The organism is Halobacteriovorax sp. ZH5_bin.2, assembly GCF_043196375.1.
Lineage (GTDB): Bacteria > Bdellovibrionota > Bacteriovoracia > Bacteriovoracales > Bacteriovoracaceae > Halobacteriovorax_A.
Genome location: NZ_JBEBMJ010000001.1, coordinates 314,781 through 337,674, shown reverse-complemented (window position 1 = coordinate 337,674; position 22,894 = coordinate 314,781). Strand labels below are relative to the sequence as shown.

The 22,894-nt window shown below is 36.6% G+C and carries 18 protein-coding genes; 10 read left to right on the top strand and 8 right to left on the bottom strand.

Annotation, left to right across the window (positions count from 1 at the left end; genetic code table 11):
• Positions 1-51 precede the first annotated feature (51 nt).
• From ABMA76_RS01635 to ABMA76_RS01615, 5 genes are read left to right on the top strand one after another with little or no spacing between them, the layout of a single operon-like run.
• A complete protein-coding gene (locus ABMA76_RS01635) occupies positions 52-1,776 on the top strand; it encodes a SpoIIE family protein phosphatase (RefSeq protein WP_392912341.1) in 1,725 nt (574 codons plus the stop codon).
• 7 nt (positions 1,777-1,783) lie between these two features.
• Positions 1,784-2,539: a hypothetical protein gene (locus ABMA76_RS01630; RefSeq protein WP_392912339.1), complete on the top strand. Its 756-nt coding sequence runs from the start codon at positions 1,784-1,786 to the stop codon at positions 2,537-2,539.
• A 3-nt stretch (positions 2,540-2,542) separates the two neighbouring features.
• Positions 2,543-3,004 (top strand): hypothetical protein, encoded by a 462-nt coding sequence (locus tag ABMA76_RS01625; RefSeq protein ID WP_392912337.1) that lies wholly within the window; start codon positions 2,543-2,545, stop codon positions 3,002-3,004.
• 15 nt (positions 3,005-3,019) lie between these two features.
• Positions 3,020-4,495, top strand: a complete 1,476-nt coding sequence (locus tag ABMA76_RS01620) for an ATP-binding protein (RefSeq protein ID WP_393060716.1) — start codon at positions 3,020-3,022, stop codon at positions 4,493-4,495.
• The gene (locus ABMA76_RS01615) at positions 4,495-4,911 is read left to right on the top strand and encodes a response regulator (RefSeq protein WP_392958062.1); all 417 of its coding nucleotides are present in this window, start codon (positions 4,495-4,497) and stop codon (positions 4,909-4,911) included. Before ABMA76_RS01620 ends, ABMA76_RS01615 begins: the two co-directional genes overlap by 1 nt.
• Here ABMA76_RS01615 and ABMA76_RS01610 read toward each other — a convergent pair.
• From ABMA76_RS01610 to ABMA76_RS01600, 3 genes are read right to left on the bottom strand one after another with little or no spacing between them, the layout of a single operon-like run.
• Positions 4,901-5,425 (bottom strand): gamma carbonic anhydrase family protein, encoded by a 525-nt coding sequence (locus tag ABMA76_RS01610; protein WP_392912331.1) that lies wholly within the window; start codon positions 5,423-5,425, stop codon positions 4,901-4,903. The genes ABMA76_RS01615 and ABMA76_RS01610 overlap by 11 nt on opposite strands.
• Entirely contained in the window at positions 5,426-5,818 is a 393-nt protein-coding gene (locus ABMA76_RS01605) for a cell envelope biogenesis protein OmpA (RefSeq protein WP_392912329.1), read from the bottom strand.
• A 54-nt stretch (positions 5,819-5,872) separates the two neighbouring features.
• Entirely contained in the window at positions 5,873-6,373 is a 501-nt protein-coding gene (locus ABMA76_RS01600) for a c-type cytochrome (protein ID WP_392912327.1), read from the bottom strand.
• 179 nt (positions 6,374-6,552) lie between these two features.
• Between ABMA76_RS01600 and leuS the strand changes: the two genes are divergently transcribed.
• Together leuS and metG are read left to right on the top strand one after the other, a co-directional pair.
• On the top strand, positions 6,553-8,961 hold the full coding sequence (leuS, locus tag ABMA76_RS01595; protein WP_392912325.1) for a leucine--tRNA ligase: 2,409 nt from the start codon (positions 6,553-6,555) through the stop codon (positions 8,959-8,961).
• A gap of 3 nt (positions 8,962-8,964) precedes the next feature.
• Positions 8,965-10,449, top strand: a complete 1,485-nt coding sequence (gene metG / locus ABMA76_RS01590; RefSeq protein WP_393060714.1) for a methionine--tRNA ligase — start codon at positions 8,965-8,967, stop codon at positions 10,447-10,449.
• A gap of 67 nt (positions 10,450-10,516) precedes the next feature.
• Here the strand turns inward: metG and ABMA76_RS01585 are convergent, their stop codons facing one another.
• The 3 genes from ABMA76_RS01585 to ABMA76_RS01575 form a co-directional block, all read right to left on the bottom strand.
• Complete coding sequence (locus ABMA76_RS01585) at positions 10,517-11,041, bottom strand: hypothetical protein (RefSeq protein WP_392910195.1); 525 nt, start codon at positions 11,039-11,041, stop codon at positions 10,517-10,519.
• A 165-nt stretch (positions 11,042-11,206) separates the two neighbouring features.
• Positions 11,207-12,385, bottom strand: a complete 1,179-nt coding sequence (locus ABMA76_RS01580) for a trypsin-like serine peptidase (protein WP_392910197.1) — start codon at positions 12,383-12,385, stop codon at positions 11,207-11,209.
• A gap of 217 nt (positions 12,386-12,602) precedes the next feature.
• On the bottom strand, positions 12,603-14,177 hold the full coding sequence (locus ABMA76_RS01575) for a hypothetical protein (RefSeq protein WP_392910199.1): 1,575 nt from the start codon (positions 14,175-14,177) through the stop codon (positions 12,603-12,605).
• 189 nt (positions 14,178-14,366) lie between these two features.
• On the opposite strand from ABMA76_RS01575, the gene ABMA76_RS01570 reads away from it, so the two are divergent.
• On the top strand, positions 14,367-15,314 hold the full coding sequence (locus ABMA76_RS01570) for a hypothetical protein (RefSeq protein ID WP_393060712.1): 948 nt from the start codon (positions 14,367-14,369) through the stop codon (positions 15,312-15,314).
• Position 15,315: 1 nt separating this feature from the next.
• Here the strand turns inward: ABMA76_RS01570 and ABMA76_RS01565 are convergent, their stop codons facing one another.
• Complete coding sequence (locus ABMA76_RS01565) at positions 15,316-19,923, bottom strand: hypothetical protein (RefSeq protein ID WP_392910203.1); 4,608 nt, start codon at positions 19,921-19,923, stop codon at positions 15,316-15,318.
• A 207-nt stretch (positions 19,924-20,130) separates the two neighbouring features.
• Between ABMA76_RS01565 and ABMA76_RS01560 the strand changes: the two genes are divergently transcribed.
• Positions 20,131-20,676: a hypothetical protein gene (locus ABMA76_RS01560; RefSeq protein WP_392910204.1), complete on the top strand. Its 546-nt coding sequence runs from the start codon at positions 20,131-20,133 to the stop codon at positions 20,674-20,676.
• A gap of 37 nt (positions 20,677-20,713) precedes the next feature.
• Here the strand turns inward: ABMA76_RS01560 and ABMA76_RS01555 are convergent, their stop codons facing one another.
• Positions 20,714-22,375 carry a long-chain-fatty-acid--CoA ligase gene (locus ABMA76_RS01555; RefSeq protein WP_392910206.1) on the bottom strand — a complete coding sequence of 554 codons (1,662 nt, stop codon included), beginning with the start codon at positions 22,373-22,375 and terminating at the stop codon, positions 20,714-20,716.
• A gap of 225 nt (positions 22,376-22,600) precedes the next feature.
• Here ABMA76_RS01555 and ABMA76_RS01550 point away from each other — a divergent pair, with 225 nt between their 5' ends.
• A complete protein-coding gene (locus ABMA76_RS01550; protein WP_393060710.1) occupies positions 22,601-22,852 on the top strand; it encodes a DUF5522 domain-containing protein in 252 nt (83 codons plus the stop codon).
• Positions 22,853-22,894 lie beyond the last annotated feature (42 nt).

Genomic DNA, 22,894 nt, shown 5'->3' with positions numbered 1-22,894 from the left:
CGTTAATATCATTGTAGCTAATTAATCAATAGACTTCTACATAGGTAAATAATGGGCAAGAGACCGACATTTCCGATCAAGCTTAAATTAATATCGCTAAATACAGCGTTACTAATTATCGTTATCGCTTTTCTAACTAAATATGCCACTCACCTCTTTGAAAAGGATAAGAAGGCCTATTTATACGAGAACTCGCTTTTTAATGTCACAAGTGTGGCCAAGGAAATGAATTACACTCTTAATAAAATAGAGAATGATCTTCAAAACTTAGCTCTTATAAAAAATAATAAACTAAGAGCAAAGGCCGTTGCGGAAAGTAAGTATATTCTCGCCTTCATTGAAAAGAACCAATTCATCATTAATAAAGATTTTGAAAAGAATGAAAATGATTTTAAATTAGCGATTCCAAAAGATACGAGAGATAATTCTCTTAGCTCTTTCAAATACAAAGAAGAGCTTTTTGTCATTCTCACTAAAAAGATAAACAAAGGCCTTACTTCAATCGTTATTAAGGCCAATATTTTAAATAACCTACTCTCACAAAACAGAACCTATAATACGCTTGTCTTTAAAGATGGGAACCTCGTTCTTGGTAATGACCTAATTGGTCTTCATAATTATGATAAGAGTGAGCTTAAAGGTAATAATATCGTAAAGAAACTTACCTTTAATGAAGATGACTATTTGGTTTCTCTGGCACAAACAAAGGCCTTCACTCTCTCTATTGTGTCTACAATCTCTGAGTCAGATGCCTTATCAGTAACGAAGTTTCTTGTCCAAAGAGCGATCTTCTTTGCAATCTTTATCATTGCCCTGTCGACAATCATTATCATCTTATTATCAAAAACGATTTCCAAACCAATTGAAAAACTCTATCAAAGGGCCATTAGTATTGGTCAAGGAGACTTTGAGTCGACAGTTGAAATCAACACAAGTGACGAGCTTGGAACCCTTGGTGATTCTTTTAATCAAATGAGTCGCGAGATTCTAGAATATATTGAAGAAATGAAAGAGAAGGCACGCCTAGACGAAGAAGTTAAGGTGGCAAAAATGGTACAAGAAGAATTCTTTCCACCAAAAGACATTGACACTCCAAGTGTTCGCCTAAGCTCTTATGCTGCTCCAGCTTCAGAGTGTGGTGGTGACTGGTGGGGACACTATGAGTTTAATGAATATATCATTACCATTATCGCAGATGCTACTGGTCACGGCCTACCTGCGGCCCTTCTTACTTCAGCGATTAATTCGGCCTTTAATAGTATTAAAATAAGACTGTCAGAAGATGAAACACAAATCTCACCAGCTTTAATTACCTCGCATTTAAATAAGGTTATTAACCTTTCAAATAACAAAATCCTTCTTACGGCCTTTGTTTCCGTATACAACACAAATACAAGGGAATACTCATATACCAATGCTAGTCACCTAGAAGTACTAAAAGTTCCAAAGAAGTCAGAAATCACAAAAGCAGATATTCTTCCCCTACTTGAAGCAAAAGGGCCACGACTAGGTGAAAGCTCGGACTCTAAATATGTGTACGAAACTATTACTCTCGAACAAGGAGACCTACTTGTGTATATGACTGATGGAATAACTGAAGCAGAGAATAGTGATGGTAAACAGTGGGGACTTAGAAATCTACTTAAGATCTTAATGACATATGGGAGTCACACGGGTAGCGAGATTCGTGATACAATAGTTTCTATTGTACACAATCACAGAGGAAGTGATTCATTTGACGATGATCTAACTCTGATCTGTCAGGAAATAAAGTGATGCGCTTATGGGTATAGAATTCAAGATTGAAAATTCAAAATTCAAAAAGGTTGAAGCGTTAGATTTTCAAGCTCCAAGTCTTAACCTTAAAATAAGTGATGTGCTTACAAGTTCATGCGATATCTTCTTAAGTCGCTACGACACTCTCGTAAATTTAAAATACCTAAAGAAAAATAGAACAAATCACCTGATAGGAACCTCACCTTGTCTACAGGATGAGATCACAAATATCATTTCATACTTAACGAAACAGAAGCCAAATAATCTCGAAAGTAGAATCGTTACTAAGAAAACAAGTAAGGTGACGATCAATCTTGAAAATGAATTTGATCAAAAATGTAATATTCTTTTAAGCGACATTGACCTAAAAGATTATCACGAAAGCTTCGAAAATAAATTAAAATTGATTACAAATGAGTTTTACACAAATGATATTTTTCATCGAGTAAGCAACCAAAAACACGGAGAAATTGAAATTTCTCAGGATGAATACAAAACGATAGTACACTACAAGAGTTATACTAGTGTGGCCAAATCTTCAATTATTGACTCACTCTACCGTGCAGCTGTAGAAAAGAGTCCAAGGCAAGAAGGAAGAGGAGCAGGACTAGGGCTATACTTAATATTTCAAAACTGTGATCGACTTCATATTGTCGCAAATGAAGATAGCACTAGTTTCTACCTCTATATAGAAAAGAACAAAAGGTATAAAGAGATTAGTAAGAGAATACCATCGATAAGTTTTTATAATTTAAAGGATTAAAATATGAGTAACTTAAAGGTCGATATAAAGACTGAAAATGATGTAACAATTTTAAACTTAACGGGAAGAATTGATGAGGATGCAGACCTTACTCCTATCCTTGGAGTGAAGGATAAAGATCTTCATATTAATTTCAACGCTGTTGAAATGATTAACTCGTGTGGGATTCGAGAATGGATTAACATGCTTGGGGAATTGACAGGTACAATCACCTACTCTCACTGTCCTCAGACCGTCATTGAACAAATCAATATGGTCCATGGTTTTGTTAAACCTGGAATAAAAGTAGAAAGCTTCTACGCTCCCTACTATGAGGAATCTTCTGACGATGTAAAGATGATACTAATTAAAACTAATGATGTCGTTGATAACAAAGCGCCAGTCATGAAAAATGACGATGGTGAAGAACTAGAATTTGATGCTATTGAAGCGCAGTACTTTCAATTCATTAAACAAATGAAATAACTAAAGAAGTAACTGATGGTAAAATACGAATTATACGACTCTATTTTTGAACCAATATGTGTCATTAATAATGATAATGAGATTATCTACTATAATCACTTCTTTGCTTCCTTCTTCAAAAAATCGCCAAGGGTGTTAAAGAAGTCACCTAAGCTCAGTTCCCTATTCACAGGTTTTGATATTGAGCATTTCCTAGAAGATATTCACGATGTTAAGGTTGGACCAGAAGTAGAGATCTTTCTCGATGATCAAACATTTTACCATGTGGTTATCAAAGTTATAGAAAGTGAAAACAATGAGAAAGTCATCTGCTTTAATGACATAAGTATCGAAAAGAATCTCTACACGAAGTATCGCTTTCAAATTGAAGAACTTAAGCAAATTCATAATCAAATTATCCAAGCTGATAAGCTTAGTACTATTGGAGAGATTACAGCGACAATTTCACATGAAATTTCAAACCCCTTAACAATTGCTTCAGGAAATATTGAATTAATTAGTGTTCTCTTAGCTGGAGAAGAACTAAAAGAACAAAGTATTATTAATGAAAGTATTAATGATACTCGTGAGTCTATTGATCGTATTACAAAGATCGTAAAAGGCCTAAAGAGCTTTCTTCATAATAAAGACAGTGATAAGAAATTCATGTCTCTAGAAGATATCATTGAAAAATCTCTAACTCTTTTAAAACTCCCTATAGAGCAAAATCAAATCGAGTTAGATTTCTCCCCTTCAACCTCTTCGATTGTAAAAGTAAATCCAATTGAAATTGAGCAAGTTATTATTAACTTAATAACAAATGCTATTCATGCTTTGACTGAAGCCCAAACAGCTTCACCAAAAATTGCTATCACGATATCAAGCAATGATGTTTGCTATCTCTTAACAATTAAAGACAATGGCCCAGGTATTCCTAAAGAGAACCAAGATAAGATTTTTGATTCTTTTTTTACGACCAAAGAAGTTGGCGAAGGTACTGGCCTTGGACTTTCAATCTCTTCTAAGATAATTGATTCTTATTCAGGCTCACTCGAGTTAATAGATTCAAAATCAGGATGTGAGTTTCAAATCACTCTTCCTAAAATGGAGACGACGACATTTACTGACAGCGAGTTAAGTACAAATCATGATTTTAAGAAAGTACTTGTTATCGATAATGAGCCAAAGATTCTCAATCTCTTTACAAACTTCTTTGCACAGGGACCGATCACTCTCATCTTTGCATCAAATGCTGTTGAAGCGAAGAGAATTTTAGATGGAACAGATGTCGATGCTATTATTACAGATTATGATATGCCTAAAGTAAATGGTGTTGAGTTTGCAAAAGATATCATTGATCTTGGTATAGAAGTTCCTACATATATTATGTCTGGGATAGCTGATCGTGCAAAGATTGAGAAGAATAATGAAGTAAAAGGCTTTATTGAAAAGCCGTTTAATAAAGAAGATATTTTAAATATGCTTGGTATTAAAAATGAGGAGCAGGGCTAATGGCGATGTCCCCTTCAAAAAATACTCTTACGCCTAGAAAACCTTCGATTCTCATCGTTGATGATGAAGAAAAGATTTGTTTTCTAATAAAGACATTCCTTGAGCAAACCGGTGCTTTTCGAAATATTGTCACAGCAGACTCTGTGAGTGTTGCACTTCTAAAGCTAAGAAATGAAGAATTTGATCTTGTTATTATTGATTACAAGCTGCCGGATAAAGATGGTACCTACTTCATAGATATCGCTAGTAAGTCCATGAAGTATCAAAAAATGAAATACCTTCTTATTTCAGGGTTCTTAGATAACCGTTCAATGGTGAGTGTCATCAACTCAGGTGTAACGAATGTTCTTGTTAAGCCTTTCTCTAGAGATGACCTTGTGGACAAGGTCTTTAATCTTTTAAAGCTTAGCAAATAACTTCGACATCATTTAAATACTCATCTTTTGTAATTAAGTATGACTTATAGTGATTACTATACTGCTCCACTTCTTGTGGTGTTAGTTTTCTTTTTACAACTGCTGGAGTCCCTATGATAAAACTCTCGGGAGGATAGACTTTTCCAGGAGGAACCACACTCCCTGCCGCTACAATCGAGTTCTTGCCAATGACTGCACCATCTAAGACCGTCGCCCCCATACCAATAAGGCATCCCTCTTCAACAGTACAAGCATGAAGAGTCACGCTGTGACCAACACTAACATTCTCTTTAATGATTAGGGGAATATTGTCTTCTACATGAAGCATTGTTAAATCTTGAATATTGCAATTGTCGCCAATGTGAATTTCATTAACATCACCACGGGCCACAACCTGAAACCACAAAGAAACATTCTTTCCTAGAAAGACATTCCCTATGACATCGGCAGAATCCGCAATATAGCACCCCTCACCTACACTTGGTTCAATATTCTTATAACGATATAAAGTCATTTATCTCCACCCGATTACTTCGTAGCCTTTCTCTGCAAGACAACGGTTTACAAAACGTTGCTTAATTTGATCTTCACTAAGCCCTTCTCGAGCTACGCCACTAGCACCACCAATTGCTGCGCCCTGAGCTGCACCCTTGCCAGCATTACCACCAAAGACTGCACTTGCGACAGCACCAACGATAGCACCCCACGCGGCACCTTTTCCACCTTCACGCACCATTTGCCTTCCACGATCACTCTCGAGGAACTCATCGGCCTTACCCATACAAATCTCAATATCGCGTTGCGCCTGTATCTTTCCATACTTTTGATAAGCAGAGTTTGGATAAAGCTTCGGCTTTGATGCACAAGCAGTAATTGCTAAAAGAAGTAAAAGTGAAAAGATCTTCATAGTTTCTCCCAAAAAAAAGCCGCTTTAAAAGCGGCTTCTTATTGAAATTAAATTTTAGTTTTTAACTCCGCCCCATGGCACCTTTGATAAGTAAGCCGCTAGGTCTGCAATATCGTCAGCAGAAAGTTTCTTTACGATTGTTAACATCTGTTGGTTAACACGGGCCCCTGATTTCATATCAAGAAGTTGCTTCTCAATATACCAATCCATTTGACCACCGATTCTTGGTGCTTTATTTGCGGCCTTACCAGATGCATCTTTGCCGTGACATGCAATACATTGCTTATAAAGTTTATCCGCTCTTACTAGTTGTGGAGTATCAAGAGGAATTAGAGTTTTCTCTTCAATGACTTCATCAGTAACTTTTGGAGGTGCTGTAACTTCTGCATGCTTTTTAGCAAGCTCTGCTAATTCAATTACGTGAGCAGCATGTGCTTTCTTTGCATCTTCAAAATTATATTTATCATTGTTGACTTCAATACTCTGATAACCAGAAAGGTTCATAACAAGAACTAGCCCTACTAGAGTAAGGGAAAAAAGCACTAAACGATACATCGTTTCTCCATTCAAAAAATTAATCTACTTTTAATGGCTTAAGTATAAATCCACTGACTTATTTTGGCAATTCCTTTAGCAGGACATCTCCAAGTTAACGCGACACACATAATAGACGATCTACATTATAGGGTTTATAATTCGGCCTGATATTTTACTAGTAAATTCAGGAGCTTTTAATGCAGTACAACTTTGGTGAAATTGAACCAAAATGGCAGAAGTTTTGGGACGACAACAAAACTTTTAGAACAGACTCAACAGACAAATCGAAACCTAAATACTATGTATTGGACATGTTCCCATACCCTTCAGGAGCTGGTCTTCACGTAGGTCACGTTGAAGGTTATACAGCAACAGATATTCTTGCTCGTTTCAAGAGGATGAATGGACACAATGTTCTTCACCCAATGGGCTGGGACTCATTTGGTCTTCCGGCAGAAAACTATGCCATCAAGACAGGTACTCACCCTAATGTGATCACAAAAGAAAATATTGGTAACTTCACAAGACAACTAAAAGCTTGTGGTTTTTCATATGACTGGGATCGCGAGATCGCAACATCAAGTATTGACTACTATAAGTGGACTCAATGGATCTTCACTCAACTTTACAATAAAGGTTTAGCCTTTGAAGATGAAATCTCAGTTAACTGGTGTCCTGAACTTAAAACAGTTCTAGCTAACGAAGAAGTCATTGATGGAAAATCTGAAGTTGGTGGTCACCCAGTCGTTAGGAAACCAATGAAGCAGTGGATGCTAAAAATCACTGAATATGCAGACCGCCTACTCGAAGATCTTGATGATCTTGACTGGCCAGAGTCTCTTAAAGAACTTCAAAGAAATTGGATTGGACGCTCAGAAGGTGCTCAAGTTTCTTTTACAGTAAAAGGTGTTGATTCAAAGATCGATGTTTTCACAACTCGTCCAGACACTCTATTTGGTGCAACTTACATGGTTCTAGCTCCTGAACACGACCTTGTTGCACAAATTACAACAGACGATAAGAAAGCTGAAGTTGAAGCTTATATCAAAGAAGCATCTCTTAAGTCTGATCTTGATCGAACAGATCTTAACAAGAATAAGTCAGGTGTATTCACTGGTGCATACGCAATCAACCCACTTAATGGAAAAGAGATTCCAGTTTGGATTGCAGACTATGTTCTAATCTCATATGGAACAGGTGCAATTATGGCAGTTCCGGCCCACGATGAAAGAGACTGGGAATTTGCTAAGAAGTACGATCTAGAAATTATCCCTGTCCTTGAAGGTGGTGACGTCAACGAAGCAGCTTTCACTGGAGACGGAACACATATTAACTCAGGGTTCCTTGATGGCCTAAATAAGGAAGATGGGATTGCAAAAGCAATCGCTCACCTAGAAGAAAATGGTATTGGAAAGAAAGAGATTAACTACAAGCTTCGTGACTGGTTATTCTCTCGTCAAAGATACTGGGGTGAACCATTCCCAATTCTAAAATTTGAAGATGGAACAGTGAGATGCCTTGATGAGGATGAACTTCCAGTTGGTCTTCCAGAAGTTGAAAAATATGAGCCATCAGGAACTGGTGAATCTCCACTAGCTCGTATTGATGACTGGTTATACCTAACTGATCCAAAGACTGGGAAGAAAGCTCGAAGAGAAACAAATACAATGCCTCAATGGGCAGGTTCTTGTTGGTACTACCTACGCTTCATCGATCCAAAGAACTCTGAAGTTGCTTGGGATAAACAATTAGAAGAATACTGGATGCCTGTAGATCTATACGTTGGTGGTGTTGAGCACGCTGTTCTTCACCTACTTTATGCTCGTTTCTGGCACAAGGTTCTATTTGACCTAGGACTTGTTTCAACTAAGGAGCCATTCCAAAAACTTTTCAACCAAGGTCTTATCCTAGATGAGCACGGTGAAAAGATGAGTAAGTCTAAAGGTAATACTGTAAACCCTGATGATATCATCAAGGAATACGGAGCAGATGCTTTAAGACTTTACGAAATGTTTATGGGGCCACTTGAAAAAGTTAAGCCATGGCAAACAAAAGGTGTAAAAGGTGTTTTCAACTTCCTAAGAAAGTCTTTCTCTTTCTACGGTAATCCAGAAAATACTTATGAAGGCGAAGAAACAAATCAAGACGTTCTTAAGCACCTACACAAGACAATTAAGAAAGTTACTGAAGATGTTGAAAACCTTCGTTTTAACACGGCGATCTCTGCAATGATGGTAATGAATAACGAAGTTATCAAGCTTGGTAAGGTATCAAAAGATACAGCAAAAGCTTTCACAAGACTTCTTTCTCCATTTGCTCCACACGCAGCTGAAGAGATGTGGGCAAACCTTGGTGAAACGACTTCTTGTTCTCTTGCAGCTTGGCCAGCGTTTGATGCTGATCTTGCAAAAGATGACCTCATCACGATGGCCATCCAAGTTAATGGAAAGACGAGATCAACAATTGACGTACCTGCTGATATCTCTAAGGAAGACTTCCTAGCTCAAGCGAAAGCTGATGAGAAGGTTGCGAAATTCCTTACAGGAACAATTGTAAAAGAGATCTATGTACCAGGAAGAATCTGTAACATTGTAGTTAAAGGATAAACTATGAAGAATACATTTTATGCCACGACAGCGATTGACTACCCTAATGGACGTCCACACATTGGTCACGCTTACGAGAAGATCGTAACTGACTCATACGTTCGCTGGAATAAACTTCTTGGAAAAGGAGTACACTTCCTAACAGGAACAGATGAGAACGGACAAAAACTTATTGAATCAGCAAAAGCAGCGGGACTTGAAACACTTGAATTTGTTAATGCTAATGTTGAAATTTTCAAAGAGCTTTGTACAAAAGCAAATATTCAATATGATGATTTCATTAGAACAACTGAAGAGCGTCATGCTGAAACTTGTGTTGAGCTGTGGAAGAATCTAGAAGCAAAAGGACTTATCTACCACGGTCACTACTCTGGTAATTACTGTCTTTCTTGTGAGTCATTCTATACTGAAGCACAAGCTCCAGATGGAAATTGTCCAGAACACCACAAGCCACTTGAACTTAAGGAAGAAGAAGGATTCTTCTTTAAACTAAGCGAATACCAAAAATGGATTATCGATCACCTTAAAGCAAACCCTGACTTTATCGTGCCACAAGCAAGATACAAAGAGATCCTATCTCGCCTTGAAAATGACGACCTAAGAGATCTTGCAATCTCTCGTCCAAGCCAAGGTTGGGGTGTACCTGTTCCTGGTAATGAAAACTTTGTTATGTACACATGGTTTGATGCTCTAATTAACTACTACTCTGCTCTTAATAAAGAACAAGCTGAAAAGTTCTGGCCAGCAGATATGCACGTAATTGGAAAAGATATTCTTTGGTTTCACTCTGTAATTTGGCCTTGCATGCTAAAGGCCGCTGATCTTCCACTTCCAAAACAAGTTTACGTTCACGGAATGGTACTTGCTGAAGATGGTAAGAAAATGAGTAAGTCACTTGGTAATGTTGTTGACCCATTTGAAATGCTTGAAAAATATCCAACAGATACTTTCCGTTACTATATGCTAAAAAATATTTCTTCTTCAGGTGATGGAAAATTCTCTGAGCAAGAATTAGTTGATAAGCACAATAGTGAGCTTGCAAATGACTACGGTAACCTTCTTATGAGAGTTATCAAATTAGGGCTGAAGAGCTTCCCTGATAAAGTTTATACTGCACAAGGTGTGACCCAAGAGATCGACGCTCTTCCACACTTTGAGCGCGCTAAAGAGTTCATGGAAAAGCGTGAGCACAATAAAGCAATTGATGCGATCTGGGATCTTATTGTTAGCCTTAACCAATACGTTAACGACAAAGAACCTTGGAAGCACAAAGCTGATGAAGAAGCATTTGCACCAATCGCTTACAACTGTTTCTACGGAATGGCCGCGGCATCTTATATGCTTCAAGCTTTCCTACCTGAGTGTACAAAGACTGCTCTTGAATATATTGGTTCAAGTGTAAGCGGATCTGAGCTTATGGAATTTGGTAAGGCGACTTATACGCCTCAACCGCCGGAGGCGCTTTTCCCTAAGGTAGAACTAAAGTAAACTAATCTAATAAAAAAGCCTCCGATTCGGAGGCTTTTTTCATATAGTAATAATGTAATCAATCAGACTACAAACACTCATTAACAATATCATCATCAGAATAGAATTTGGCACGCCCTACGATTGTTCTAGTATCAATAATACTTCGAATGTCATTTGTGATTTCCATAAGAGGTGAAATTTTATCATTCTCTATAGTTGCTTTGATATTAGCAAAATTCTTTAGAACAATGCTATTTTCCACAACTTCATATGTACTTGATAAGCTCGTTGTATAAGACATTTGATCGACATTGGTAGGAAATGGATACTCAGAATAGGTCATATCATACGTCTTTGAATTTTGATCAAGAATGACCTTAATTTCGGCCATATAGCGCTCGCCTGCGATTTCTCTTGAAAGAATTCCAGTGAATGATAAGGCCCTATGCATGCGAGTGTTATTTGAACATCTTCCTATGGCCTGAGCATAAAATGCTTCTTCAACAGAGAGGCTCTCTAAAGGATTAAATTTTCCACCTACGACAATGTCGCTCTTTCCACATGACAATAAAGTTAAGACAAGTAAGAATAAAGTAAGAAAATTTCTCAACATCAACCCCTAAGTAAATTAAAACTTAATTTATTGTAGGATACATAAAATGTTTTTGGAAAGAATTATTATTGAGGGTAATTGATATTAATCGTTATCGCTTTGAAACAACCAAAAGCTGCGCCTACGACGGCCAGCTTCGGTTAATATTTAAATCACATGATATTAATAACACGGAACATTTACGACATAATCCCCATACTTATCTGTTGAATACCTTTTGAATTTTTGTGATCCACTTCCTGGTAGCTCATATACATTTCCACCACTGATGATGGTCTTCCAATTACTACTTCTAGCATGAAGGTAGAATACTCCATTAGGGCTTACTGCTAGCTGACTAGTTTCCCCTACACCGACAGAATAGAATCCTATTTTCTCCCATTCACCTTCTACGTTTTTGAAGTTTAATGCGATTCTAGCAATATCATTTCGACATGTATTTTTAACAAGAATACGAACCAAATTATCCTGAACAATCTTTTTCGTGATCCACTTTTCTTCAAAATCATTATTCGTCGAAAAGCTTCCCTTTATAATTGTATTAATGATTTTTTGCCTCTCTTTGGAAAGAAAACTTCCAAAGTTCATTGTACGACTCTCACTAGAGATAACTCCGTGTATATAGAAGTTATCGTATTCTGAATTATAGACAAAAATTGGTGAACCACTTTGTCCTTTAATAACATCACATTCTACATTCAAAGAAAGATGATTATATTTACTATTAGAAATATCACACCCTGATTCATAAAACTGTCTTGCACTCGGCTTATCTCCTGGATAGCCGATCGTTAGTGTTTCACCACTTGGGAATGATTCTTTTCCCCAGAAGCCATGAGTTCCAACTCTTTGCCCCGCGTTTTTTCCATCACTGCCAACACCAAGCTCAAGTATTGCAATATCTTCAGAAGATGAGAAATATTCATTATCATAAAGTTCAGGGTGATAAACACGAACAACTGGATAGCGTCCACTATCAAACTTATCAACTCCATCAATGCCTGGATAAAAATAAGTATTCTTAAGTAAATCATTTGTATCGCCCAAGTATGCACAGTGAGCTGCAGTAATAACAAACTTCTCATTTATAAGTGTCGCACTACATGTTGAAATTTTATTAATTCCAGAGTCTCCATACTTCACTTCTGTGCGTAGCTGACCAACTTTTCGATAAAAGGTTTTATTTAAGCTATCGACAGTTAATCTTCGATCATCTTTTCCGGTAATAGCATTATTACTATTGGCCTCTACTTCCTGAGAAATAATCGCATTGTCATTTTGACAAGAAGTAAGCCCCATAAGTACCGCTGTTAAACAAATAAGCTCTTTTGCTCTGATCATACTAAAACCTTTTATTAAGTTGATTAATGATTAGATTTTAAGACTTTTGTCGGTAAACATCTTCTATTGTGAATAAATTTCATAGGACGTTTAAGATATATACGGCCCCCAAAAATACGTATTATTAAGTACTTAGATAATAAAAAAGCCTCCATTCGGAGGCCTTTTCTATGTTCGTTGTTTCCCAAATTCGATCAATGCCTAGGCACTGATAAAACTAGTCGTTGTCGTATTGATTTGAGCAATTCATATAGATTGGAAGGTGGTCACTCATTACCTCTTTTAGATAGCTGTAATAAGTTTTATCGAATAATTGAGAGTCGATCACACGATCGTAGAACTCTTGCTTGCTTTCTTCGATATCAAATCTCTTTACTAGCTGACCACTCTTTACCGTCATTTTATTTTCAATAGAGCGCACATAATTGCTTACAAGTGACTCTACTTTTTCACGGCCACCAGCTTTTAAGCGGTACATCTCTTTCTCTCTTGTCGTTGAATAATACATGGCATTTGAGCGAACAAGGTATCTTCTATTGATTAGACGAGAAAAATCTCCTTCAATGAAGTTAAAGATCTTAGCAGCACCGTCACCTTGGCAGTTAGTCGTTTCACTAGGATCGAATAAAAAGTGATCGTAGTTACTCTTTGTCCCATGTGTAATTGTTCCATCTGAAAGACTCTTTCCAACGGCCATTGAAGTTGCACCTTCAATTCTGATCTCTAGGTTACTAAAGTCATTAAAGAAAGTTTCCCAGTAATTATTAGAGCTCTCTAAATTAAAGTCCCCTAAGATAATATAGTCTTGTTCGTAGTATGACTTTCTCAGATAGTCGACAAACTCCGCCATTAGCCTTACTTCAGCGAAACGAGCGTACTTAAGTTGAGTTACCCCTGGCCCAATATCTTTATAGTCTTCGACACCATAAACATTTTTAAGAATTTTTTTCTGAAGTGCTTCGTCTGAAGGAGTGTTGTGAATCACGTGTGTTGCAAGTAAAGTAAAGTCAAATTCACCTGATTCAAATGTAGAAATAAACGGCCTTCTTGAAAATAGCCCATCAACATCACGTCCAAAAGTCTTCTCATCTAAAACTGGTAGACAGCCAAAGTTACCATTTCTTCCATAACGATCACGACAGTAGTTAGTCTTTTTTAGGCTCACGACACTACTTCTATAGTAGAAACCTGTTAGTTCTTTTACGGTCGCGTTCTCACTTCCCTCTTGCTTACCTGATAGAACAAGAGACCAAGAAGAGTCTAGCTTTTGCAGCTCTTTAAGAAGAAGAATATATCCTGGAAAGTCGTATTGCTCACGAATAAGAGCTAGCTCATTTCGTGTTGTTAAAGAGTTTACATCACCATTAGTCGTTTCAATTTCAGTTAGACGATTTGTGTAGTACTCAACGATTGCATCATTGTGTCTCTTGCTAAGCCCATTATTAGAAGTAAGCTCAATGGCCGCAACAACATCCCAGTGATTAATCACTTCAGCAACGAGTTGATGATCTTTGTATTCTGTTTGAGTCGCACCTGGCTTAAATAAATTAAAGGCACCAATACGAACATTCTTAGATTCTTTTTTTACTCTCTGACGATCGTAATTACCAACAAACTTAGAGTAGATTTGATATTCAGTTTGGCACTCAACTTCACCAACAGCTCCAGCAAGAAAAATTCTTAGACGGCGACAAGTTTCGATCTCAGATTCTGTCGCTCCATCAATACTTGCTAAGGCCAAGTTCGGCAGTAGAAAAGTAGATAAAACTAATACCTTAAATAAGTTTACCATAATATGATCCCCAAAGTGAGGCGTCATTGTACCCAAGTGAATATCTTAATTCAAGAATTGTTCATCTTTATAACATCCTGATTTCCTTGATATTTTGAGGATTCACACCCATAACACATAGCTCCTTACTAAATATTTGATAAAAATTAGCCGATATTTTACTTAAGAAATTATCAGAAGAGGGTTTGAATGAAATTATCATCAAAAATAGTATTCCTAATGCTTACGAGTCAGCTGTCATTTGGTTCGGTATTCAGTGTATTTAAGTCAGCGGGTCACGGCCTGGATGAGCTTTTAGTAAAAAGTGGGATAGCGGATCAAGAAGTAAGATCTGTTGTCGCCAATAATATTGAATTAGCGATGAAGGATCTTTCTCATACAGGGAAGAAAGAAGACTTCAGTATGAATACTCTAAAAATGATGGTTTCTGGATCGCAAGACAAGGCCCGCTTTCAGAAAGTAGAAGAAGTCTTTTCAAAAGAGTCGGCCACTCCTGAAGAAATTAAAAACGCAATCAATAACTTTGTCTATCTATCACAACGTTATGGTTATAATAAGAGCGGTATCCTTTCATGTGCACCGTGTGTGAATAAGAATCTATCTGATGCTGGTTTCAACTTTGTCCTATCAGAGATGAAAGATGATTACTCACAAAGAATCTTTAAGGTAATGTCTCGTTATAGTTCACCTGTTAAGCTATCACGCCAGATCAACTCAGCAGTTAAGTCTCAGAAATGGTCAAGCCGTACACCAATGCTTAATGCAACGGATGAAGAAGCACTACTCTACTTTTTAACAGCGGAGAAAGTCGGTTCACCTGTACAAAAAGATTTAATCGCGGCAATCAGAGATGTTTCAGTTAGTGGTGGTAAGGTTGATCTATTCAGCAATACAAATGGACACAAGTTCTACTCATTCCTATCAAGTGGATTTAGTGACGCGGAAATGACTGAGCTAACTCGTCTTTTGAAAGCTACATCTGATGAGATGAAAGATACAAAAAAAGGTACGATGGATGCTTTCTTTGATGTTCTTCAAAGAGAAGCCGATGAAGCAAGAACACCAGCAACTCGTCAAAAGAAGCTGGCCCTGCTTGAATATTTAAGAGATCCAGATACTAAATGTTTTTCTAAATAGTTTAAAAAATTTCGACGCTACCAAGTGTTCCATTGTCCTTAATTTGTAGAACTTTGAGAGCATTTAGGTAGCGTTGTAAGCTTCCAATATTTTCTTTTTCAATTGTGTCTCTCATAACTTTATAAGCTAAACCAGAAAACTCAGGTGCCTTAAATAATCCCTCAACATCAGCACTTGCCCATAGGTAGCGAGAAAGAGTGTTTTCAATAGTCCCATTTGGAGAATAAAGAATTCTATTTAACTCTGTAAATGTTTGGTCCGGAGTAAGGCCATCAAAACTCACACCGTACTTATTCATAAACTTAACGGTAGCGCGATCACTTTCTAAATTTCTAATAATACCTGAAATTGCCTTCTCTTTTACTGTCGCAATCATTGTTTCAACTTCAGTAACTTCTTTTTTCGTCATCTTAGGAAGCGCCTCAAGAACAGATACTTCAAGTCCACGATAAAGGTCACCTACTGTCTCGGCCATAAGAACTTTCTTCATTCCAAGAGTTTCACGAGCTGAGCGACGAGCTACTTCAGAGATAAGTCTTGCACGTGCAGTAAAGATCTTTCTCATTAATACTCCTTCTCCAACAGCTGAGATAACAGGAAGTCTTTTTCCAAAGAACCCACCAGTGTGAGGTGCTCCTTGAATTAGCATATAAGGGAAGTCTCTCTTTCTTAAAGGAATCTTCACAAAAATCTCAGTTAATACATCTGCATTCTTAGCAATATAATCTGCTAATTCTGCTTCAGGAAGTCTTTGTAGTTCATCATAAATTTTAAGGAACTGACGACGGTTCTTAGCTAAGTTTGCAGTATTCTCATTCCAAGCACGAACGATCCAATTTGTTCCAGTCATATATTGACCCTGATCTGCTTTTCTCACTCTTAATTTTGAACGTGCAGCTTTTGAAGAATTACTTAGTTTTGTAGCATTAAGTCTCTTCACATAGCTTCCCATATAATGTCTTAGTTCAAGAGGGCTTCCGTTAAAAAGTTTTGAAACAGTATTCCCAAGGGCCTCGTCAACTTGAGTATAATTTAAGTTAACAGCGACATCACTTGTATAACGATAGATTCCACCATGTGAGCGTGTGATTGCTTCTTCAACACTTGCAACAATATTCTTAATCGCTTTATTATAACTAGCCTGAGATAGTTTCCCAGCTGTATAATTAGCTTCAATACGATCCATTTTCTTAAGAGTCTTCTCGACGAACTCTTGATCTAAATCTAAGTTTCTTAAATTCTCAGCGATATCATCCATCGACTTAGAAGAAAGCATCTTCTTAAATACATCACTATATTTTTTTAGGCCAAGGACTAGCTTTGCAAATTCAACTTCTGATTCATTTACGATAACAGAAGCATCTTTTCCAGATTGCTTTAATGCTTCTTTAATTCCAAGTTGTGAACGATTCTTTACAATGGCCTTTAGCGATTCTTTAAAAATTTTTGAACCAACCGAAACACTTCTTGTCAGAATTGAAATCATTGAGATTGTTCCAATAACTTCAAATGCTACGGCCATCCACCCTCTTGCAACATTTTCAGTAGAGTTTGAATCCGTGAAACCAAGATCGGCCATTTCTCCAACATATTCTTCACTTCTATCAGCACGGAATTTCACTTTAGTTTCCAAACGAATTGCATTTGCCTGCATACCAAATCCAACAGCACCAGCACCAGCGATAGCAAGGCCACATAGACCACCAGTAACGATTGTACATGATCCTGCTGCTAGAACAGCTCCCATTCCAAGTAGGAAACCAAAGACACCATTAAACATTGCCCACTTTTCGTCACTATTCCAGTCATCCATTCTATCCATTAACTCTTTTGGAACAGCAGGAATTCCAAGAAGCTGATTAAGTTGATCTTGAATCTTAACAGTTGCATAGAAGTTTTCTTTAAGACTATCAATATCGTCTTCATCGATTTGGCAAAACTTATTTAGTTTCTTATAAGTATCTTGCTGGCGCTTAAGAGCAGATCTCTTTAAAATTTCTTTATAAACAGGAGCCTTAAGATCCATATTTAGTTTTAGAAAGTTATGTACTAACTCATAGTCATCAAAGATATCAATACTTTCTGGTCGAGAATCAAAGATTGCTGCTCTTTCAGTATGTGACTTAGCTGCTAGGATTTCCTTATAGAAAGCAATTTTTTCAACATCTTCTTCTTGTAGACGAGTGCTAATATCTTCTGTTGTTTGATAAAGTAGACGTCCTTCAATTGTTTCATTGGCAGCGTCTTCAATTTGATTTCGCTCTATAGTTACCTTATTCGAAAGTGAATCAATTAGCTCAAACGCCTTCTTCCCAGAGTTAAACTCTGCTGTCATAATTTGAGTTGTGTCTTTGTTAAACTCATCAAAGATTGTATTCCATAGTCTCTTATACTCATCTTTCTTTAACTCACTAGTTAGAAAGTTAGGTCTGATGCTACGGTTAACTTTAAGAATTTCAGCGGCCTCTTCAAGGTTTTCAAGATAAGCATTCATATTGTTATTAAAACACTTATAGCTATAATCAACTCTCATTCCACGAGCAGTTTTCTTATACGTCTTAACTCGACCATCTCTAATATTTTGAAGCTCTTCACGAGCTACTAGATACCCAAGTCTTACTTTTGCAAGTGGATTAAGGGCCTGCATTTGATCTAATAAATAATCGTATTCATTAGTTACAAGCTCAGGAAAAGCTTTTGGTCCTGTTCTAAGGTAATCGAATACCTTCGCAAGAGTTACATAACTCTCCTTAACCTTTGCTTGATCCAGACGAGCAACAGGAATAAACTTTCCGTCAATCTTTAAAGAATCGATATAACTTACAACTCTGTTAAGAACATTTGATTTTCTTGATAGTCCCTTACAAAGTTGAGCTGGATTTCTATAACAAAAACCAAATAGCATATTATTATGACGTGAACCTACTTTAAACTCTTCTTCATCTTGCAGCTCTAGTGCTTTTTGATAAAGAGTATTAAGTCCCCAGTTACGGTAAGCTTCTTGAGAGTATAGAGATGGAAACTCAATAACAACTTTATTGTTCTTAAGTTCATTTTTAATTGAGTCACTAATAATATCTTCTAAATTCTCAGTTCTGGCCTGGGCCATTTTAGATGCTAAGTAAGGAGAGGCATTGATCGCTGATGGATAAATATTTTCAACATACTTCTGATCACCTTCATAAATATCAACTTCAATTGTTTTTGATTCTGGAACAACAGCAATGATATCATTAATTAGAGCGATATCCTTAGTCGTTACTTCTTTTGACTTTCTTGTTCTTGATCCTCTTTCATAAGAGTAAATATTCTTCTTATAAGCTTGAGCAACTTCACCCATCTTCATATCAACAAATTTGTTATAAGCATTAACTTCGTCAAAACCGGCCTTAAGAAATTTTTGATAAAAGTTTGTCCCTTCCTTACCTTTTGCCGCTCTTAGGAAGTTTTCAACAGAAGTAGAAGCAACCATTGTCTCAGCGAGAGGGTTAAGTTCCTGTGCTTCTCTAACACTCATAAGCTCTAAATTACCTTCATCATACGAAAGTCCAGAGTTCTTAATAAGGTTATCTAAATATGTTTTTGCAACAGACTCATCTACCTTAAGATCTAAAAGGTGTGGCCATGAACCATTTACTTCACTACGACAACTTTTTGGAATAACAATTTTATCTTCTTTCGACTCGATCATTAGGTCATAATTTTTAATTTGAGTTGCCATCATTTGAATTGTAAGGATTCTAAGAGCACGTAGGTAGTTCTTTGCACTTGGTGACTCATTAATTGTAACAACATCTCTTTTAGAATTTAGAAACGTATTAAGTTTTAACTCAACATCACTTCCATCAATATTTACAGTAAAAAAGATTTTATCTTTCATTTCACCGTGAATAAGAAAATTATAAAGCTCAGTATCCTCTTCAATAAATTCTGTCGTAAGCTTTGGAAGAATCTCATCCATATTAACAGCAGACATATTTCTAAATGGAGAAAGGATAACCTTAATGTCGTATAGGCCCTTAATAATAGAATCATTGTAAGTCAGAAGAAGCTCTTCTTTATCTGCATACGCTTCATTAGTATTATTGATAATATCTTCAATCTTAGTCTTTAGTGACTTTGCTCTTGAAAAGTACTTAAGAGCTTGGGCCGAATAAGTATCGATTTTTCTATTTTGAGTACGATTAAGTTTTTCATCAACTTCAACTTCAGCAATAACTGCAGCGATACTAGAGAATAGATTATCTCCTCTTGTAACTTTCTTTGCTTCTGCTTGCTTTTGCTCTTCTTGATAATCTTTAACACCACATGAGTTCTTCTTAATTGAATCAAGAAAAGTAATGAATTCAGTTTGAAACTCAGCTTCACCTACTGACTCTTGAGCGCTTTGAGTTTGAAATCCTTGTGCAATTTGTGCCATTTCTTCTTCAGACAGATCGCTTGAAACACTACCACGAAGATTCTTCTTGATTTCTTTTAGTTCTATTAGGATTTCAGAAAGATCATAAACACTTGCCACAGACCTTGAATTTTCGATCGTCTGAGCAAACGCCATTTGGAATGAACATAGAGAAATAATAATGAATGAGATTAGCTTTTTAAGTTTCATACCCCTATATAAAGCAAAATCAGTGCCAAATAGAGCGAGTAAAAACACTATAATTACAAATAGTTACAGTTTTACATACTGTCTAAATAGTGAACACAGTGTCTAATGTAATGACCTCATTTGTTGATGGCCAATTGCACTTTCTATGCAAAAGTCATAGAATTTAAAAAGCTAACGCTAGTAATGTGAATTTTATTGGGGATGTCTATGTTTAAGATATTTTTTCTTTTATTTTTATCATTCTCCTTTTCTTTTGCGAATGAAGTTAATTTCTACCAATCAGTCTTTCCTAAGGCTTCAAAATTTAAGAAAGTTACGGTTGTTGATTCAATCAGTGACAACCCAATTAATACGGCCATTCAAATTGCCTATGATGAAAATGGAAAGAAGCTGGGCTTTATCCGCGAAGTGAATACGACGACCGGTTGTAATAGTGCCTGCCTGCCTGTGATCTTCACACTCTTTTACAATACAAAATATGAATTTCTAAAACTAAAGTCTAAGAGTGGATTAACGAAGAAGTTTCACAGGCCAATGACTGATGATGATATCAACCGCCTTCACCTATTAATCGGACTTAATCCAGAAGTTTTCAAAAAGGTCAAACATCCAACTGAAATGACGGATGCCTTAACAGGGGCAACGAAGCCTGAGTTCGTGGATGCTGTTGTGAAAGATGCTGCATATTCGACGTTGAGAATTAATCTTTATAATTTAGATACGATTAAACAATTAAAAAGTTTACGATTATAGAAAAGGGAGCTTATTAGCTCCCTTTATTATTTTAGGACTATTGTCCTCTTAGATCTTTTCTTAGAATCTTCCCAACATTAGACTTAGGAAGCTCAGTTCTAAATTCAATAATCTTTGGCCTCTTATAACCAGTTAGGTTTTCTTTACAGAAAGCCATCAACTCTTCTTCAGTTAATGATTGGTCATTTTTAACGACAAAGAGTTTTACAATTTCACCTGACTTCTCATGTGGTACACCAACTGCAGCACACTCAAAAACTTTAGGGTGAGTTACAATAATCTCTTCGATTTCATTTGGATAAACATTGAATCCTGAAACAAGGATCATATCCTTTTTACGGTCAACAATCTTAAAGAAACCATCTTCATCCATAACACCGATATCACCAGACTTGAAGAATCCGTCATCAGTCATAACTTTTGCAGTTTCTTCAGGGCGTCCCCAGTAACCTTTCATGACCTGTGGACCTTTAATACAGATCTCACCAACTTCACCTGCATTTAGCGTATTACCATCATCATCTTTTATACAAACTTCAGTTGAAGAAACTGGAAGACCAATCATTCCGTTGTAGTCTTTAAGATCTAGTGGATTGATACAAGCGGCAGGAGATGTTTCAGTTAAACCATAGGCTTCAATTAATGGTGTTTTTGTTACTTCCTTCCATCTTTCAGCAACGGCACGTTGAACGGCCATCCCACCACCAAGAGTTAGTTTTAGATGAGAGAAGTCTACTGTTTTAAAATCTTCATTATTTAAAAGTCCATTAAAGAGAGTGTTTACACCTGTAAGAGCTGTAAAGTCCCACTTCTTAAGTTCTTTAATGAATCCAGGAATATCTCTTGGGTTAGTAATTAGAACATTTAGCGCTCCAATTTTAGAGAACGTAAAGCAGTTCGCTGTTAGCGAGAAGATATGATACAACGGAAGAGGAGTGATAATAATCTCTTCACCTTCTTTAACAACTGGAGAAACCCATTCACCTGCTTGTAATAAGTTGGCAACAATATTTCTGTGAATAAGCTCTGCGCCCTTAGAGACACCAGTTGTTCCACCTGTATACTGAAGAAATGCTAGATCAGAACTATTAATTTCAGGTTTCTTAAATTTAGACTCATCACCTTTATCAAGGGCCTCAAGGAATGATTTTGCTCCAGGAAGATCCCAATTTGGTACCATCTTCTTAACGTGCTTAATAACAAAGTTTACAAGTAGTGACTTTGGAAACTTAAGCATATCACCAATTTGAGTTACTAGAACATGCTCAATTGGTGTGTTCTTTACAACTTCAGCAAGAACAGAAGCAGAGTTTTCAAAAATAATAATAACTTTAGATTGTGAATCAGTTAATTGATGCTCAAGCTCTCTTGCTGTATAAAGTGGGTTTACGTTTACACAAACCATACCAGCACGAAGGATTCCAAAAAGAGCAACTGGGTATTGAAGAATATTAGGCATCATAATAGCGACACGGTCACCTTTTTTAAGCCCAAGATCATTTTGAAGATAAGAAGCAAACTTCTTAGATAAATGATCGATTTCTTTATAAGTTAGAGTCTTTCCCATACAGTGGAAAGATGGCTTATCTGCAAATTTTGCAAAGCTTTCATCTAATAATGCTGGAATTGAAGGATATAATTCAGGATTAATTTCTTCAGCAACACCATTTTGGTAGTGCTTAAGCCAAGGTTTAGTCACAGGACAGCTCCATTTGTTACCATTAATAAATTTAGTCTAGATTTTATTGTATTTTAATTTTTAGCTACTTACAATACGCAATCTGTATGCGTGTTGCATTATCCTGAATCTATTTGAAAATTTCCTTGATGTAATAAATTTTATTAGATATAAGAGTGACCGTTTTGCAAAACACCACACACACTTTAGGCCCCCTGAATTAGGGGCCTTACTTATTTAGAGCCTATGACTAACTCTCACGACGATTCCAAAAAAGATTTCTACATTAACGAAGACGGTAATACTGTTTTTACAAAAGAATTCCATTTACGTCGTGGTTACTGCTGTGAGAGCGGCTGCCTTCATTGCCCATTTGGATTCAATGAGAAAGATGACGATGATTCTAGTAGTATTCCTCTTGAGCTCAGAAAGCAGGATTTAAAAGAAGAAGTTTCAGATGAGGATCTAGCAGAGTACTACCTAAAAGATTTTGAATAAAACTTAGACAATTGCAAAATCATTTTACCTTCTAGTCCACCA

What these genes read in the sequence shown, in the direction of transcription:
- ABMA76_RS01635 (WP_392912341.1), top strand. Translation starts at nt 52, where the DNA reads ATGGGCAAGAGACCGACATTTCCGATCAAGCTTAAATTAATATCGCTA.
- ABMA76_RS01600 (WP_392912327.1), bottom strand. Translation starts at nt 6,373, where the DNA reads ATGTATCGTTTAGTGCTTTTTTCCCTTACTCTAGTAGGGCTAGTTCTT.
- ABMA76_RS01575 (WP_392910199.1), bottom strand. Translation starts at nt 14,177, where the DNA reads ATGGTAAACTTATTTAAGGTATTAGTTTTATCTACTTTTCTACTGCCG.
- ABMA76_RS01560 (WP_392910204.1), top strand. Translation starts at nt 20,131, where the DNA reads ATGTTTAAGATATTTTTTCTTTTATTTTTATCATTCTCCTTTTCTTTT.
- ABMA76_RS01615 (WP_392958062.1), top strand. Translation starts at nt 4,495, where the DNA reads ATGGCGATGTCCCCTTCAAAAAATACTCTTACGCCTAGAAAACCTTCG.
- metG (WP_393060714.1), top strand. Translation starts at nt 8,965, where the DNA reads ATGAAGAATACATTTTATGCCACGACAGCGATTGACTACCCTAATGGA.
- ABMA76_RS01570 (WP_393060712.1), top strand. Translation starts at nt 14,367, where the DNA reads ATGAAATTATCATCAAAAATAGTATTCCTAATGCTTACGAGTCAGCTG.
- ABMA76_RS01625 (WP_392912337.1), top strand. Translation starts at nt 2,543, where the DNA reads ATGAGTAACTTAAAGGTCGATATAAAGACTGAAAATGATGTAACAATT.
- ABMA76_RS01630 (WP_392912339.1), top strand. Translation starts at nt 1,784, where the DNA reads ATGGGTATAGAATTCAAGATTGAAAATTCAAAATTCAAAAAGGTTGAA.
- leuS (WP_392912325.1), top strand. Translation starts at nt 6,553, where the DNA reads ATGCAGTACAACTTTGGTGAAATTGAACCAAAATGGCAGAAGTTTTGG.
- ABMA76_RS01610 (WP_392912331.1), bottom strand. Translation starts at nt 5,425, where the DNA reads ATGACTTTATATCGTTATAAGAATATTGAACCAAGTGTAGGTGAGGGG.
- ABMA76_RS01565 (WP_392910203.1), bottom strand. Translation starts at nt 19,923, where the DNA reads ATGAAACTTAAAAAGCTAATCTCATTCATTATTATTTCTCTATGTTCA.
- ABMA76_RS01550 (WP_393060710.1), top strand. Translation starts at nt 22,601, where the DNA reads ATGACTAACTCTCACGACGATTCCAAAAAAGATTTCTACATTAACGAA.
- ABMA76_RS01605 (WP_392912329.1), bottom strand. Translation starts at nt 5,818, where the DNA reads ATGAAGATCTTTTCACTTTTACTTCTTTTAGCAATTACTGCTTGTGCA.
- ABMA76_RS01620 (WP_393060716.1), top strand. Translation starts at nt 3,020, where the DNA reads ATGGTAAAATACGAATTATACGACTCTATTTTTGAACCAATATGTGTC.
- ABMA76_RS01580 (WP_392910197.1), bottom strand. Translation starts at nt 12,385, where the DNA reads ATGATCAGAGCAAAAGAGCTTATTTGTTTAACAGCGGTACTTATGGGG.